The sequence below is a fragment of the Longirhabdus pacifica genome (assembly GCF_004115085.1).
Taxonomy (GTDB): domain Bacteria; phylum Bacillota; class Bacilli; order Paenibacillales; family DSM-105158; genus Longirhabdus; species Longirhabdus pacifica.
Genome location: NZ_QXJP01000001.1, coordinates 258,931 through 274,622 on the forward strand (window position 1 = coordinate 258,931; position 15,692 = coordinate 274,622).

A 15,692-nucleotide genomic window follows, 5' to 3' on the forward strand; every position below is an offset into this window, starting at 1 on the left:
TGCATTATTTATATGCTGTATAATGAAAGATGCCTCAACGTTTTTATTATACAGCATACAATACATGCAGTTTATTTGTGTTTATTTTTATGTTTTTATCATTCATTGTTGATCTGCACTACTATCCACTATATAGTATTCTGGATCATATGCTTGGAGCAGTGAGAATGGAATGAATCTTGATCCGAATTGTTCCACTTCCAAGTATGTCTCGTTGTCCCATTGATGATAACCTGTAATAGATAGTGGTGCATTCACATTGCCGGTTAAAATTTTTATTTTACATAGCAGCACTTTCTTTTCTTGTATCATGGATTGTATCTGCTCTAAATCTTGTAGCTGTTGAGGTTCTTCAAGCATCCATTGAATATTTTCGTAAGGATCTTGATATATCCCATCCTTAATCTGTTCTAATTGTGTTACCTCATGGATCACATTCCAAGGCTCTTCCACGTGTGAAGTCGTTACTTTAAACTGCTCCCAATTTTTTTCTATGTGTTGATAACGATCTGGTGTTTTGCCGTCAAAAATCATAGGGGATGCATCCTTTATGTCTGCTACCCATAAAGCATGAAAGGGATCCAAGTACCAAGGTTTGAATGTGTTTGCGGCAGGCGTATCATATTGTATGTTGGACAGGGTCCCCTCCAAGCTATGCTGGCTGAACATCGCATGCTCGCCATTTCCATATTCCATTAACGTATATTGATTTTGTTCATTTGCTGCTAAAATCATATACCCAATATCTTTATCTTGATGACGGATATGTACAATCCACATATGCGTATTGGCACCGAGAGACTTTACTTCCCACTTGCTATGTTCCCATGCTAAAAATTGCTTGTCTTGTATAATTTGTTTGATCCATGTATGTAGTTGTTCGTCCAACTTTTTTTCATTGTAGATGGGAGGAGAGACAAAAGCTTGAATAGGATAAACGTTAGTGATACACAGCATGCACAAGATCAATAGGGTTGGAATCCACCGTGCAACTTTCTTTTTCATGAGATTTCCACCTTTCTTTAACTATAGTAGATGAAACAATCCGCAATTGATGGTATTCACCACGATTCTAGGTTCATACTGCCACATCATTTCTGCTTTGCGGTCTTCGTACTGTCGCTCCATATTTTCTTTTACCTCTGGATCTACGGCTTGTCCAATTAAAATCTCATAGTATGTCTCCAGTCTTTGCAGCTCTGCTGTTAATCTATGATGTGCTTCCATACTCCACTCATGATCCATGACTTTTACTTTATTCCATAAGTAATGCTCTAATTCTTTCGCTGCCCTGCTGAGCGAAATTGTATCTTTTAACAATACGTTAGAAGGAATTTTCGGTGATAAATCTTTATCTTTTAATAAAGAGAAAAACTGTTCTTTGATTTCACCAGTAGAAAGACAAATACCTAGACTGTATATCATTTCTTTTTTCAAATCGCAAATGCTTTCTATTTTAAAATTAACGTTTAGCCACGTATTGCAGTAAGTTTCCTTGTAAGGAACGTGTTGCTGAGGTACTTCGAACATGGTGACAAATTTACCGTTTCCTTTAATGGTGCTAAATATTTTTTGTAGTTTCTCTGCACCTGGATGAAGCGGGGCTTCGATTGCTCTTTTTTCTCTTATGGGTGCAAAACGGCCTTGCGGCATAGGCTGATTTTGCTGTTGTGGCTGTTCCAATGATGCCATGTTTTTTTGCTCATTATATTGTTGCTCGTCAAAGATGAAGGTGAATGTCATTGTCTCTGGTTCGACATTGCATCGTTCTACAAAGCCCCAATAGTATTCTCGATTTGTTAAGTCTTTGTCGGCTTGTGGTGATAGTTTTGCAGTGAAATGATGCGATCCCTTTTCTATAATATGTGAGTTGTTTTCATTTAAGTACTTTTCTACAATGTTTTTTATGGTTTCTTGCTTCATGTCATTTCTCCCCCGATGATGTGGAATAATCAACATGCATACGTGACATGTTTGCTATGATGACGTAGTAGTGTTTAACCATGAGTGCAAATTAGTGTGGAGCAGGAGAAAGCGAATCTCCAAGTTTGCTTATTTTTGCCCGCAGCTCTTGTTCGTCGTTCGTTTTGACGATGAGATTCATAATTTCTTTTTCTAAAGGGTTGCCCACCTTTTCTAGTATGACATCTAGGTTGCCTACTACTTTTTCAAACAAATTAATTTTTTCATGTAGAAGATGTAAAATATGTTCTTCTATCGTGTTTTTCGTTGATAAATTATATATGTTCACATCTTGCGCTTGGCCGAGTCGATGCACTCTTCCGATACGTTGTTCGACACGCATAGGATTCCAAGGGAGGTCAAAGTTGATGACATGATGACAAAATTGCAGATTGATACCTTCACCACCAGCTTCGGTTGCGATCATCACTTGCGCACGACGTTTGAACAAGTCCATCATCCAATCTTTTTTGCCGCGGTTCATCCCTCCTCGATATGGTACGCAAATAATTTGATGTTCTTTCAAAAAGTGCAGCAAGTATTCTTGCGAGGCACGGTATTCGGTAAAGATGATGACTTTGTCATTGACTTTTTTAATTAAATCTAACGTCGTATCTGCTTTGGTGTTAGACTCGATGCTTTTGATTTGTAAAATAAGTTCCCATATCGGTGATCGAAGCGGGGAGTCTTCACGCAGTTTCTTGAACATATTGAACAATGTCACAAAGACGGCATCCCTACTGCTGCATACTTCACGTTGAAGTGTGACTAAAGATAACAAGCTTTTCATTCCAGCTTGTTGATACGTATCTTTAATGTATTTTGTCACGTTATCATACAGCGCTTGTTCATCTTTAGATAAATCTAATGTGATGTTTTGTACGTTTCGCTTTGTAAAAGGGATGTTGCTTTCGGATCTTAAATTGCGAATCATCACTTTTTGAATTTCTTGTTTCAACTCTGTTTCGTTTTTCGGTTGTCTTTTATCCACTACGAAATTTTGCTTGAAGTTCCCTAATGCGCCTAAATGTCCTGGTTTGAGTAAAGTGACTAAGTTGTAAAGTTCTTTCAAGTCGTTTTGCATCGGTGTTGCCGTTAAGAGAAGGCAATATTTTTTCGTTAATTGCGTAATGAATTGATAGTTTGTCGTTTTTTTGTTTTTCAGTTTATGGGCTTCATCGATAATGAGCATGTCATAGTTCATACCTAATAGCATTTCTTTATGTGGATCACGTTTCGCTGTATCCATCGATGCGACGACAATAGGGTGCTCCCACATGTATTTCTTTTTTTGTGCCACTGCGGGGATTCCGAATTTTTGATTTAATTCACGAACCCACTGTAAGACGAGGGACGCAGGTACCAAAATGAGTGCCTTGCGTACGAGTCCTCGGATCATATATTCTTTTAGTATGAGGCCTGCTTCAATCGTTTTGCCTAGGCCTACTTCGTCAGCTAAAATGGCTCTTCCTCTCATCTCATACAGCACGCGTTTTGCCGTGTCGATTTGATGTGGAAGTGGCGTAATGTGCTGAATTTGTGCAAGGCATTGCAAGTCATCAAAACTAGGAATGAGACGTTCGGTTTCTATTTCATATGCTAGTTTGTAATATTCATAGTTGTCCCATGGGCCGTTGTGATCCATTTTGTTTTGTAATGTTTCTTTCCACCCTTGATCCATGTGCATGTTCAATTGTTCATGTATAGGCAACGTGTGATCATGTGAACGATTATGTGAACTCATATGATCTCCTTTTTAAATGGTTGCTTTTTTATTTTCGTTGCGATATGCTTTCTTACGTTAAAGGTTGGACTGGAACTTTCCGTTTGAGCTTTGACATGATGCATGCTTTTCTTTTAGTATTCACAAAGGATAGAAGAAGTTATTCATTTGCAATTATTATTCATTCCAATATAGAGGTGTCGACATTGAAAACAAATGAAAAAGTGTGGCGTTTTATACAATCTGATGCTGGTTCACCAGCAATGAATATGGCGATAGATGAAGCGATTTCTACGATGGTGAGTGAAAAGAAATCTCCACCGACATTACGTTTTTATACATGGGAAGTGCCTACATTATCATTAGGGTATTTTCAAAAGGCAGAAAAGGAAGTAGATTTTGCAGCTTTAAAACAACAAAAACTTGGATTTGTTCGCAGAGCAACAGGTGGAAGAGCGGTGTTACACGATAAGGAGCTTACGTATAGTATGATCGTCAATGAAGATGATCCGATGATTCCAAAAACCGTAACGGAAGCGTATCGTGTGCTAAGTGAAGGGTTGGTTGTAGGGTTTCAAACATTAGGTTTGGCGGCCAGTATGACCAATCTTGCATCCAATGAGGAGAAGGCCAAGTACAGTCAAGCTAGTTCCGCTGCTTGTTTTGACGCACCTTCTTGGTACGAGCTAGTAGTAGAAGGCAAGAAAATAGCGGGCAGTGCACAAACGAGGCAAAAAGGTGTTGTATTGCAGCACGGCTCTATTTTGCTCGATATGGATGTGGATATGTTGTTTTCAGTACTGAAATTTTCCAATGAAAAAGTGCGCGATCGATTGAAGGCTTCCTTTTACAATAAAGCGGTGGCCATTAATGATATAAAAAGAGAAATGGGACAATCGACGGTAGCTTTACCAGAAGTCATGACAGCATTTCAAGCAGGCATTGCGCAAGGACTCGGTGTGACGTTAGCTCCAGCAACTTTAACGCCAGAAGAAGAAGCGTTAGCACAGCAGTTAGTTCAGGAGAAATACGGACATGATGATTGGAATTTGAAGCGGTAATATGTTTACACACCATGGTTGTTGTTTTACTTTATAAAAAATAATGTGTAGCGGATTTACAACAAATGAAGCCTTGCCATATGTATACTCGGCAGGCTTCTTTTCTATTTACCCTTCATTCCAAGTACGTTCGTATGCACGCTGTAATGCCGTTGTGATTTCACCTATTTGTTGATCTGCGATGACGTCATCATTGACGACGATGACAGGCATGACTTCGATGTTGGTTCCCGTCATAAATATTTCGTCTGCTTGTAGCAAGTCTTCTTGTGTAAAGGGTGCTTCTTTTATTTGATATTGAAGTTGTTGGGCAAGGTCTAGTACGATATTTCTTGTTACTCCAGTTAAAATAAGTGGGGAAGAAGGGTGGGTGTGTATGGTGTTGTTTTTCACGATAAAGATATTGGAAGATGCACCTTCGGTAACGTAATGGTCACGGATATAAATTGCTTCTGTTGCTCCTTTTTCTGTTGCTTTTTGTTTCGCTAAAACGTTAGGTAGTAAATTGAGTGATTTAATGTTACATCGTAGCCAACGATCGTCCTCAGTTGTAATGACTTTAACACCGTTTTTAATATTGCGAAGCGGTCTAGGGAACGGTTTTACATAAGCGATAAGGGTTGGTTGTACGTTGGTGGGAAACGCATGTCTTCTTTCGGATACGCCCCTCGTAATTTGCAAATAAACAAAGCCTGTTTTCAATCGGTTAAAACTTACTAATTTGTCCATTCGTTCACTGATTTCTTCCATTGTCCATGGAATAGGAAGCCGAATCTCATCCAGTCCAAATTGCAGTCGATGTAAATGAGCTTCTTTGGCATAAAGTTTACCGTCATATACTTTGATAAGCTCATAAACTCCATCACCAAAACAAAATCCTCGATCTAGAAAAGATACTTTTACGGTTTTTTGCTGCACAAATACATCATTGAATAAATAAATATAACATCCCCCTTTCTCATGTATTATGTTTTTTTCCATTTGCCTGAATGATGGAATACAACAATGTATGCTTTGATTTCTCATTTTCATGCTGATAATTATATTTTATGCTGCAACCTGTTTTTTTTCACTGCTTTTTTTAGTGAATACATAGGTTCTGTTATGACTAAATAAACAAAAACTAGACCTTGGGGGCACAGCGCTCAAGGTCTTAAGCATTCCACTTAAACATGATAAAGGATTAGTGTCTAATCATCGTAATACAAATGATATACGTTTTATACGTTCTTGTAGATGTTACAAATGACTGCCGCCGGTCACATCGATGTTGTGGCCAGTAATAAAACTTGCTTTTTCACCAGCTAGAAAAGAAACGACATTGGCGATTTCCTTTGGTTGTCCTTCTCTTTCTAATGCGCTCATTTGTTTTGCATTTTCCTGTCCTTGTTCGGTATGCAACCAAGATGCCGTTGCATCGGTGTCAATAATCCCTGGCATGACACCATGGACACGAATGTTTCTTGGTCCCAGTGCTTTGGCTAGTGTGAATGTCATCGTATTGATTGCCCCTTTGGTCATGCTGTACACCATCATATGAGGAAATGCAATGCGCGTCACGCCGGATGAGATATGAATGATAGTACCTCCGTCTTGCACATGATTCACTAATGCTTGACTGATGAAGTAAGGTGCTTTCACGTTGGCATTAAAGACTTGATCGAATTCGTCATAATCTACTTCTCCAAATCCGTTTGAACTTGCATGGCCAGCGTTATGCACGATCGTATGAAGTGGCATAGAGCTATGTTGGCTCAGTACATCCTTAACACGATCAATAAAAGATTGGATGCCTTCACTGGAGTTAAAATCACCTTGAATCACCTCTGCACTCGTACCTAAGGCGTGTATTTCCTCTTTCACTTTCCATACTTTCTCTTTGTTGTGATTGTAATGTAGAAGTAAGTGAAAACCATCTTTCGCAAGTTGAATGGCTATGGCTTTACCTATTCCTCTAGAAGCTCCTGTTACTAGAGCGTAATTTGTTTTCGTCCCTGTTTTGATCATATGTTATTCCCTCCTTAGAGAGAATATAAGGTCTTCCCCAAGGGAAAAGTCAAACGCCAGAAGTTTCAACATGTAAAGGAAAGATAAATGCAGAGAAGCGCTTGGGAGAGTATAAGTAGTCATCAGAATTTAAGATACGCTCGAATACATAAGGTTTTTTCCATTGCATTTGTTGATTCTTAGTGATGTTTTTTATTTTTAATATAGATTCCGACTGTTCCGCATAGGGATCTACTTCGTAAAAATAACAGGTGGATTCAAAGCCAAAGTAAGTTTGGTGTGTGAATATATCATTTTCAAGTTGGTGATGGTGTTTTAATGGAACAGCAATGGCAACGGGGTAAATATCGTTCTGTATGCTTTCATACTTAATGATTTTTTGGGTATGGTCATATTGATGAACCTTGCTCCATTCTTCTGCTTGGTTAATCGCGCTACATATGTTTTCACTTTGTAATATGTTGTATTCAGCTACTGGTAAAGCTTCTACGTAACACGTTGTTACATCACCTTCAGATGCTGTGATCGTATTGGAAAGCATATTTAATTGTTGTATGGTCTGATTGGCTTCCATGACCTTATCCATTTGTATTTGAAGCTGTTTTTGGATTAAGTCATTGATTTCATCATGGGATAGTGCTTCATTTACGACTTTTTCTATTTCTTTTAAAGTAAGACCTGCCTGTTTTAATAGCTTGATTCGTTTTGCCATTAGCAGTTGATTTGTATTGTAGTATCGATAGTCATTTACTGGGTCAATATAGGAAGGATGTAAGATGTTTTTTTGTTCGTAAATATATAAAGCTTTTCTCGATAGTCCTGTTAATTTACTAAATTCGTTAATAAGCAGCAGATTGTTCCCCACGTATACTCTCCTTCTTTCACATCAAAATAGATCTACTTATGGATTATATCTTCTCAGTTCTTAGTCATAGTATGGATTACATTTATGGATCACCTATATCTAAATATTTTGTTTTTCATTCATGAAGTCATATTATGTTTTTCTGTTCCGTTCATCTATACCATATAACGTACTTTCCATTCAAACATGTACTTTGTATCCATCATTATAACGTACGTTTCAAAATATGCTTCAAACACAACTCATCTACATCATGTTACAAATTTTCGTATGTCCTCTTGTGTGTATGTTTATATTTTTTTATTATTACTGTCAATCGCCTTGCTGCACACAGCTTTATGTCAATTCTTGTTCATATTTTGGAAAAGCAAGTACCGATTTGAATGTAAAAATGACGTATTCGGGAGATATTATAAAATAAAATACAAGAAATGAGGATGCAACGTATAAAATTGATTTTACGTGTCTTTGCTTAAAAAAACCACAATATGTAGTATATAAATAATAGCCTATCATCCATATGTTGAATCTAATTCACTTACATCGGTGTCTGTACATACTTTATAACAAACATTACTTTCTTCATTATTTAAATTGTAATCATTAAACCATATTGAATCACGATGAAATCTTGTTAAATTTCAAGCTGAAGGGATAGAAGAAGATGAATCAACCTTTATCAGGACTAAGTGAAAAAATATTTCTAGATCGCTATGCATTAAAACAAGCAGACGTAAAAGAGACGAAAGTAGGAGACTATGTATTAGTTTTGACACAAGATGATGTGAAGTTTCCAACGAAAGAAGTAGGAGTAGTGTTGGAGAGAGATGGGGACACAGTCAAAGTACAATTAAGAAATGATGACATCATAGAAACGAATGTGAATAAATTAACGTTGACGATAGAGAAAACACCAGAAGAAATGTGGGATCGCTTAGCTAAAGCGATGGCATCTGTAGAAAAAACAGAAGAAAAACAGCATGAGTGGCAGCAAAAATTTCGTGCTGTGTTAGATGACTGGAAGTTGGTTCCGGGTGGTAGGATTGCAGCTGGTGCAGGTGCAAGTGATGAGCTTACGTTGTTTAATTGTTACGTTATTCCTTCTCCTCACGATAGTAGAGGCGGAATTATGGAAACACTGACAGAAATGACAGAGATCATGTCCAGAGGCGGCGGCGTTGGCATTAATTTATCGAGCTTACGACCCACGAGAGCAATCGTACGTGGTGTGAATGGAACTTCCAGTGGTGCAGTTTCATGGGGAGGATTATTCAGTTATACCACAGGTTTAATAGAACAGGGTGGTAGTCGTAGAGGCGCGTTAATGTTGATGATTAATGATTGGCATCCGGATATGCTACGTTTTATCACGGTCAAACAAAATGCTGGTGAGATTACGAATGCTAATTTATCTGTATGTGTGAGTAATGATTTTATGAAAGCTGTGAAGGAAGATTTAGATTGGGAACTTGTTTTCCCGGACACTAGCGATCCAGATTATGATTCGCTATGGGACGGGGATTTAAATAAATGGAAAGATGCAGGGAAAAAAGTCATTCCTTATCAAACGGTGAAGGCTCGGGAAGTATGGCACACGATCATTTCCTCTGCTTGGAAATCTGCGGAGCCAGGCGTAGTTTTCACAGAATATTACAATCAAATGTCAAACAGTTGGTATTTCAACCCGATTATTTGCACGAATCCTTGCGGGGAACAAGGTTTGCCAGCATGGGGAGTATGCAATTTATCGGCACTCAATTTGTCCAAATTCTACGATGATGTCCATCATGATGTTGCGTGGGATGAATTGAAAACAGCGGTACACACGGCTGTCCGCTTCTTAGATAATGTGATTGACAAAACACCGTATCATTTTGAAGAAAATAAGCAAAACCAACAAGCAGAAAGACGTGTAGGGCTTGGTACGATGGGCCTTGCGGAGTTGTTAATTAAGCTAAAAATAAGATACGGTAGCGCTGATTCTCTGGAATTTTTGGATCATTTATATGCTTTCATTGCAAAAGAGTCGTATTTAGCATCATCGTCTATCGCTGCGGAAAAAGGTTCATTCACACATTTTGAGACCGATCTTTTCCTCCAAAGTGGTTTTATGAAAAATATGATAGAACATCATCCCGAAGTAGGAAAAGCGATAAGAGAACAAGGTATGCGCAACGTCACGGTGATTACGCAAGCGCCAACAGGAAGTACGGGAACGATGGTAGGAACATCTACGGGAATTGAGCCTTATTTTGCTTTTGAATACTATCGTCAAAGTCGACTTGGGTTTGATAAACAGTATGTCCCGATTGCACAGCTGTGGAACGATCAACATCCTGATGAAGATTTTCCTGATTATTTTGTAACAGCAATGAATTTGTCTGCTGAAGATCATATTCGAGTACAGGCGGCTATCCAAAAATGGGTGGATAGTTCTATCTCTAAGACGGCAAATTGCCCTGCCGATTTTACGATTGAAGATACGAAAGCATTATATGAGCTTGCTTTTGATCTTGGTTGTAAAGGGGTTACGATTTATCGAGACGGAAGTCGTGATGAGCAAGTGTTGCATACGACGGACGAGCAAGATAGCGCTGAGAGCAGTGGGGAAAGTGAAGCGGCAAGTACGACAGTGTCCGAAACGGTTGAAACGACAAGCACGATAGACAATAAGAGTATAGCAGCGGCGGTACAGCAACCAACACCATCCACATCATTTAAAACTAACATTGTCGATCATCAATACAAAAAGCGACCACAAGTATTAGAGGGAGCGACATATAAATATAATACACCTTTTGGTATGGCCTATATTACGATCAATGATTTAGACGGAATACCGAGTGAAATTTTCTTAAACGTAGGGAAAGCAGGTTCCGATGTGTTTGCCATGTCAGAAGCGCTAGGAAGAGTATGTTCATTGTTTTTAAGATATGGGGAGCACGGGGAAAAAGAAAAATTGCTCATTAAGCATCTGAAAGGGATTGGCGGATCTGGTGCTATCGGATTTGGAAGTAATCGGGTGGAATCCATCGCGGATGCGGTTGCCCAAGCGCTGCAAATGCATATGAGTAAGCTAGAGTTGAAGCGGGATGCCATGGCTTCATTGGTTGAAAGTGGAGCGACGTTACAACAAGAGCAAGAAGGGTTAATGACAATAAGTCTTGATGGTGAAGTGCACGGTGATGATGTAGGTCAGGTTGTTCACGAAGTGAATGATGGATCGGATTTACATGCATCGAAGGATTTATGTCCTGCTTGTGGATCGGCTTCGCTCATTAACGCGGAAGGATGTAAAACTTGTGGTCAGTGCGGGTATAGTAAATGTTCGTAGGCGCGCGATGTTTCGCAGCATGGTCTTGTTGCCGTGAAGTGTTAGCGTAGAAAGTCCGTTTTCCATCATTACGCAGGAACGGGCGAAACAATGGTTAAGCTGCCGAAGCATAGGTTGGCCGCCCGTTATGTCCCTGCTCCATGACGGAAAACTAGGTGGTCACGGCAAAGGCCCAAGGCTGCGAAACATCGCTTACTTTGGTTAAAAGCGAAGGCGCGGTGGTTTCGCAGCAAGGTCTTGTTGCCGTGAAGTGTTAGCGTAGAAAGTCCGTTTTCCATCATTACGCAGGAACGGGCGAAACAATGGTTAAGCTTTCGAAGCGTAGGTTGGCCGCCCGTTATGTTCCTGCTCCATGACGGAAAACTAGGTGGTCACGGCAAAGGCCCAAGGCTGTGAAACATCGCTTGCTTTGGTTAAAAGCGAAGGCGCGGTGGTTTCGCAGCAAGGTCTTGTTGCCGTGAATGATTAGCGTGGGCTGTCCGTTTTCCTTCATTACGCAGGAACGGGCGAAACAATGTATAGGCTTTCGAAGCGTAGGTTGGCCGCCCGTTATGTCCCTGCTCCATGACGGAAAACTAGGTGGTCACGGCAAAGAGGCCCGAAGCTGCGAAACATCGCTTACTTTGGTGAAAAGCAAGAGCGCGGTGGTTTCGCAGCAAGGTCTTGTTGCCGTGAAGTGTTAGCTTGTTATGTCCGTTTTCCTTCATTACGCAGGAACGGGCGAAACAATGTATAGGCTTTCGAAGCGTAGGTTGGCCGCCCGTTATGTCCCTGCTCCATGACGGAAAACTAGGTTGTCACGGCAAAGGCCCAAGGCTGCGAAACATCGCTATTTTTATTAATCAAAAAAAATTGTTTTATTAGGAAGTGAATGATGGTATAATGAAATTAGTTTCATAGTTCTAGAATCTTGCAAGTGAAATTACAATCTTCTTTCTTTTATTTATTTTACATATCACGGTAGTGCTACATTTTAAACATATAAAGGAGTGTTAGGGATGAGTGCTTTATTTTCACCAATAACGATTCAAGGAGTGACCTTGAAAAATAGAATTGTCATGTCTCCCATGTGTATGTACTCATGTATGGATGAGGATGGTATTCTTACGGATTGGCATCGTACGCATTATATTTCTCGCGCAGTAGGGCAAGTAGGATTAATTATGTTGGAAGCTAGTGCGGTTACACCACAAGGGCGTATTTCTAATCAAGATTTAGGCATATGGGGTGACGAACATATTGAAGGGTTGAAAGAGTTAGTGACGGAGTTGAAGAAGCAAGGTAGTAAGACTAGTATTCAACTGGCTCATGCTGGGCGTAAAGCGGAGGTAGATGGTGATATTATTGCCCCTTCTGCTATTGCGTTTAGTGAAAAGTATAAAACACCTCAAGAAATGACGAAAGATATGATAAAAGAAACGGTTCAAGCTTTTGTAGATGCAGCAGGAAGAGCGAAAAAGGCTGGTTTTGATGTGATTGAAATTCACGGTGCTCACGGTTATCTTATTAATCAATTTTTATCTCCTTTGACTAACCATCGCACGGATGAATACGGAAAAACAAAAGAAGGACGTTATTTATTTTTACAACAAATTATTGATGGAATAAAAGAAGTGTGGAGTGGGCCGCTTTTTGTACGTATTTCAGCGGAAGAGTACGCAGAAGGTGGGAATCATGTGGATGATTATGTTGAATATGCAAAACACATGAAAGAGCAAGGCGTACATTTAATTGATTGTAGTTCTGGAGCAGTGGTGAATGTACCACTAAATCTTTATCCTGGATATCAAGTTCCTTTAGCTGATCAAATTAAAAAAGAAGCTGGCATTGCTACAGGAGCAGTTGGTGCTATCACTACAGGATTGCAGGCAGAGGAGATTTTGCAAAACGAACGTGCTGATCTCATATTTATTGCTCGCCAATTGCTGAAAGATCCGTATTGGGCAAGAACAGCGGCCAAAGAATTAGAAGTGGAACTAGAGGCTCCTATTCAGTATTCACGAGTGTGGTAAGAAAAACAAGCGAGGTGTACGATGTAAATGTATACCTCGCTTCTTTGTGATGACACTAAGGTATAGTGTGCTGTGTGGAGAATGAATTACAAGTTGAAAAAGCTTAATGTGCAATGTGTGTAGTCAAGTAGTCTTCAAAAGCAGATAGACTGGTAAAACAGTAGTGGGGAGAAGGGTCGAAGTGCAGTTGCTGCACGTTATCCATCCACTGTGCGCCTACTGTTGTGATGTTTGACGCTAAACCAGCTGCAATATCTGCATTACTATCTCCAACGTAAATCGTCTCTTCAGGTTTTGAATGAAAAAATTGCATCGCTTTCAAAATTCCTTCTGGATGAGGCTTGTATTCTTTTACTTCATCACCTGCAATAGTGAGATCGAACAGCGATGTCATGTTCAAACGTTGCAAAGAAATGTTTAAACTTTTTCTTGCTTTTCCAGTAATGAGTCCAATGTTCATATTTTTTGTTTTTAAATACGCTAATATCTTTTCCATTTCCTCATTGCGATGAGCGAGTTTGTCATGCTCGCGTTCATATACATTGTAAAACAGTTGCAATGCCTCTTCTTGCACACCTTCATCGATATGTCGCTTGATGATACCTTTTTCACAAGGTCCAAAATATTGCTTGATGTCTTCATCAGATAAATGGACTTGATTATGTACGTTGAACACTTCACGAAAAGATTGAAAAATAACAGGTAATGTATTTGCAACGGTGCCGTCAAAGTCAAATAATACTGTTTTAATCATGTACTCACTCCTCATTAATTGTTTGATTCATTCCGTTCAAAACATAGTTGATCTCACAAAACCTTTACAAGTTTGCTTATATTCTTCTATTTTATATTATATATGGAGATACCTCAGATGTGTAGTAGAAAGTCCGCACAGATCGCACAGAGAATGTGTGGTTACAGTGTGTCACATGGTATAATCAAAAAATAATATTTGTATGACAGGGGGCTTTAAAGTGAATCCGATAGCCAAAGCACTTATATTCGGTGGCTTCACGCTTATTATACTAGGAGTAATTTGGCAGTTTGGCGGGCGCTTTTTAAATTTGGGCAGGCTGCCTGGTGACATTGTGATTGAAAAAGAAAACGTCAAATTTTATTTTCCTATCGTTACGTGCATCGTTTTATCTATTGTCATTTCCCTTATCATGTACTTGCTGCGAATGTTCCGTTAATATCATCATAAAAAGATAGTGGAAGAAATGTGTAGAGAGTGAGCACATTTCTTTTTTTGAAATTTTTTTGATATTTTCGAATCTTTTATGTATAATAACCTTAATACAGATAAAAAATACTAAACGGTCTCTTAAATTTTTATAACTCAAGAGGAGGTTTTTGGATATGAAGCAAACAATGGATCAACATCCGACAGTGAAATTATATCGGCATAAAAATCAGCACGAAGTTGGAACACAACCAGTACAGGAAAAGTTGGATGCCTCTATGTTGCGTCGAATAGTGATGGAAGCAGGTGCAGATGATGTGGGTTTTGTTTCTATGCACCGACATGAATTAGATGACCAGAGAAAAGAAATATTGTCTTTGTTTCCTGAAGCAAAATCTTGTATAAGTTATGTTTGCAAAATGGCACAAGAACCACTCCGTTCAACTGCTCGTTCCATTGCTAATAATGAATTTCACCATGTTAATGACAAAATAACGGAAGTTGGACATCGGATTGTTGCTGCTCTAGAGAAGAGGCAGGTAAAAGCCATATATGAACCAGCTGGGTTTCCGATGGAAGTGGAGCGGAATGAAAAAAAGTGGGTCATCTCTCATAAGCCAATATCCGTCGCTGCTGGATTAGGGAAAATAGGGTTACACCGCAATGTTATTCACCCTACATTTGGGAATTTTATTTTATTAGGTACCGTCGTGTTGAACAAAGCAATTAGTGAAGAAGGGCAACTATTGGATTACAATCCATGCTTAGATTGTAAATTATGTGTGGCTGCATGTCCCGTAGGTGCAATTGAACCAGATGGAAAGTTTAATTTTTCTGCATGTTTTACTCATAACTATCGTGAATTTTTTGGTGGGTTTACAGAGTGGGCAGAATCAATGGCAAGTAGTAAAGATGCTAAAACATATCGAAACTCATTTTCTAGTGGTGAAAGTGCTTCTATGTGGCAAAGTTTATCTTTCGGCGCAAATTACAAAGCGGCTTACTGCCTTTCTGTTTGCCCCGCAGGTGAGGATGTTATCGGTCAATATATTGATAGAAAGAAAGAATTTGTGAATAGCGTTTTAAAACCACTACAAAATAAAGAAGAAACATTGTATATAACAAAAAATTCAGATGCAAGGGCATACGCACAAAAACGATATCCTCACAAAAAGGTGAAAATAGTGCACAGTGGTTTGCGAGCATCTTCTGTTGCTTCATTCTACTTATATTTACCTCATACATTTCAACGTAAAAAAGCAAAGACAATGGATGCAACCTATCACTTTATATTCTACGGTAAAGAAGAAATGCAATTTACGGTCAACATTTCCAAAGGTGAAATCACTACAGAGAAGAAGCTAGTGGGCGAAGCGGATCTTACAGTAATAGCAGACAGTGAAACGTGGATTGATGTACTAAATGGAGATAAAAAATTGCTCTGGGCCTTACTTGCAAGAAAACTGAAAATTAATGGACCGATTTCATTAATGAAATCGTTTCGTAGATGTTTTGCGACTTAATATAGCCATTGTCCATGTAAAG

At 39.1% G+C, this 15,692-nt stretch carries 12 protein-coding genes; 5 read left to right on the forward strand and 7 right to left on the reverse strand.

The annotated features are described in order from the left end of the window. Positions 1 to 102 precede the first annotated feature (102 nt). From D1Z92_RS01210 to D1Z92_RS01220, 3 genes are all read right to left on the reverse strand, one after another. Entirely contained in the window at positions 103 to 1,005 is a 903-nt protein-coding gene (locus D1Z92_RS01210; RefSeq protein ID WP_128893813.1) for a hypothetical protein, read from the reverse strand. A gap of 21 nt (positions 1,006 to 1,026) precedes the next feature. Continuing rightward, positions 1,027 to 1,923: a YqhG family protein gene (locus D1Z92_RS01215; RefSeq protein WP_164931383.1), complete on the reverse strand. Its 897-nt coding sequence runs from the start codon at positions 1,921 to 1,923 to the stop codon at positions 1,027 to 1,029. 91 nt (positions 1,924 to 2,014) lie between these two features. Continuing rightward, positions 2,015 to 3,706 carry a DEAD/DEAH box helicase gene (locus tag D1Z92_RS01220; RefSeq protein ID WP_128893815.1) on the reverse strand — a complete coding sequence of 564 codons (1,692 nt, stop codon included), beginning with the start codon at positions 3,704 to 3,706 and terminating at the stop codon, positions 2,015 to 2,017. Positions 3,707 to 3,891: 185 nt separating this feature from the next. Here D1Z92_RS01220 and lipM point away from each other — a divergent pair, with 185 nt between their 5' ends. Beyond that, the gene (gene lipM / locus D1Z92_RS01225) at positions 3,892 to 4,746 is read left to right on the forward strand and encodes an octanoyltransferase LipM (protein ID WP_503104913.1); all 855 of its coding nucleotides are present in this window, start codon (positions 3,892 to 3,894) and stop codon (positions 4,744 to 4,746) included. A gap of 108 nt (positions 4,747 to 4,854) precedes the next feature. Here the strand turns inward: lipM and dat are convergent, their stop codons facing one another. The 3 genes from dat to D1Z92_RS01240 form a co-directional block, all read right to left on the reverse strand. Continuing rightward, complete coding sequence (dat, locus tag D1Z92_RS01230; RefSeq protein ID WP_276318851.1) at positions 4,855 to 5,727, reverse strand: D-amino-acid transaminase; 873 nt, start codon at positions 5,725 to 5,727, stop codon at positions 4,855 to 4,857. Between the two features lie 258 nt (positions 5,728 to 5,985). Then, positions 5,986 to 6,753, reverse strand: coding sequence for an SDR family NAD(P)-dependent oxidoreductase (locus D1Z92_RS01235; RefSeq protein ID WP_128893817.1), 768 nt, complete (start codon positions 6,751 to 6,753; stop codon positions 5,986 to 5,988). A 49-nt stretch (positions 6,754 to 6,802) separates the two neighbouring features. Then, positions 6,803 to 7,618: a MerR family transcriptional regulator gene (locus D1Z92_RS01240; protein WP_128893818.1), complete on the reverse strand. Its 816-nt coding sequence runs from the start codon at positions 7,616 to 7,618 to the stop codon at positions 6,803 to 6,805. A gap of 664 nt (positions 7,619 to 8,282) precedes the next feature. Between D1Z92_RS01240 and D1Z92_RS01245 the strand changes: the two genes are divergently transcribed. Both D1Z92_RS01245 and namA read left to right on the forward strand, forming a co-directional pair. Continuing rightward, positions 8,283 to 10,952: an adenosylcobalamin-dependent ribonucleoside-diphosphate reductase gene (locus D1Z92_RS01245; RefSeq protein ID WP_128893819.1), complete on the forward strand. Its 2,670-nt coding sequence runs from the start codon at positions 8,283 to 8,285 to the stop codon at positions 10,950 to 10,952. 998 nt (positions 10,953 to 11,950) lie between these two features. Beyond that, positions 11,951 to 12,964 (forward strand): NADPH dehydrogenase NamA, encoded by a 1,014-nt coding sequence (namA, locus tag D1Z92_RS01250; protein WP_128893820.1) that lies wholly within the window; start codon positions 11,951 to 11,953, stop codon positions 12,962 to 12,964. Between the two features lie 103 nt (positions 12,965 to 13,067). On the opposite strand, the gene D1Z92_RS01255 is transcribed toward namA, so the two are convergent. Next, a complete protein-coding gene (locus D1Z92_RS01255) occupies positions 13,068 to 13,718 on the reverse strand; it encodes an HAD family hydrolase (protein ID WP_164931385.1) in 651 nt (216 codons plus the stop codon). Between the two features lie 220 nt (positions 13,719 to 13,938). Here D1Z92_RS01255 and D1Z92_RS01260 point away from each other — a divergent pair, with 220 nt between their 5' ends. After that, on the forward strand, positions 13,939 to 14,157 hold the full coding sequence (locus D1Z92_RS01260; RefSeq protein WP_128893822.1) for a DUF2905 domain-containing protein: 219 nt from the start codon (positions 13,939 to 13,941) through the stop codon (positions 14,155 to 14,157). A gap of 166 nt (positions 14,158 to 14,323) precedes the next feature. After that, on the forward strand, positions 14,324 to 15,670 hold the full coding sequence (locus D1Z92_RS01265) for an SCP2 sterol-binding domain-containing protein (RefSeq protein ID WP_128893823.1): 1,347 nt from the start codon (positions 14,324 to 14,326) through the stop codon (positions 15,668 to 15,670). Positions 15,671 to 15,692 lie beyond the last annotated feature (22 nt).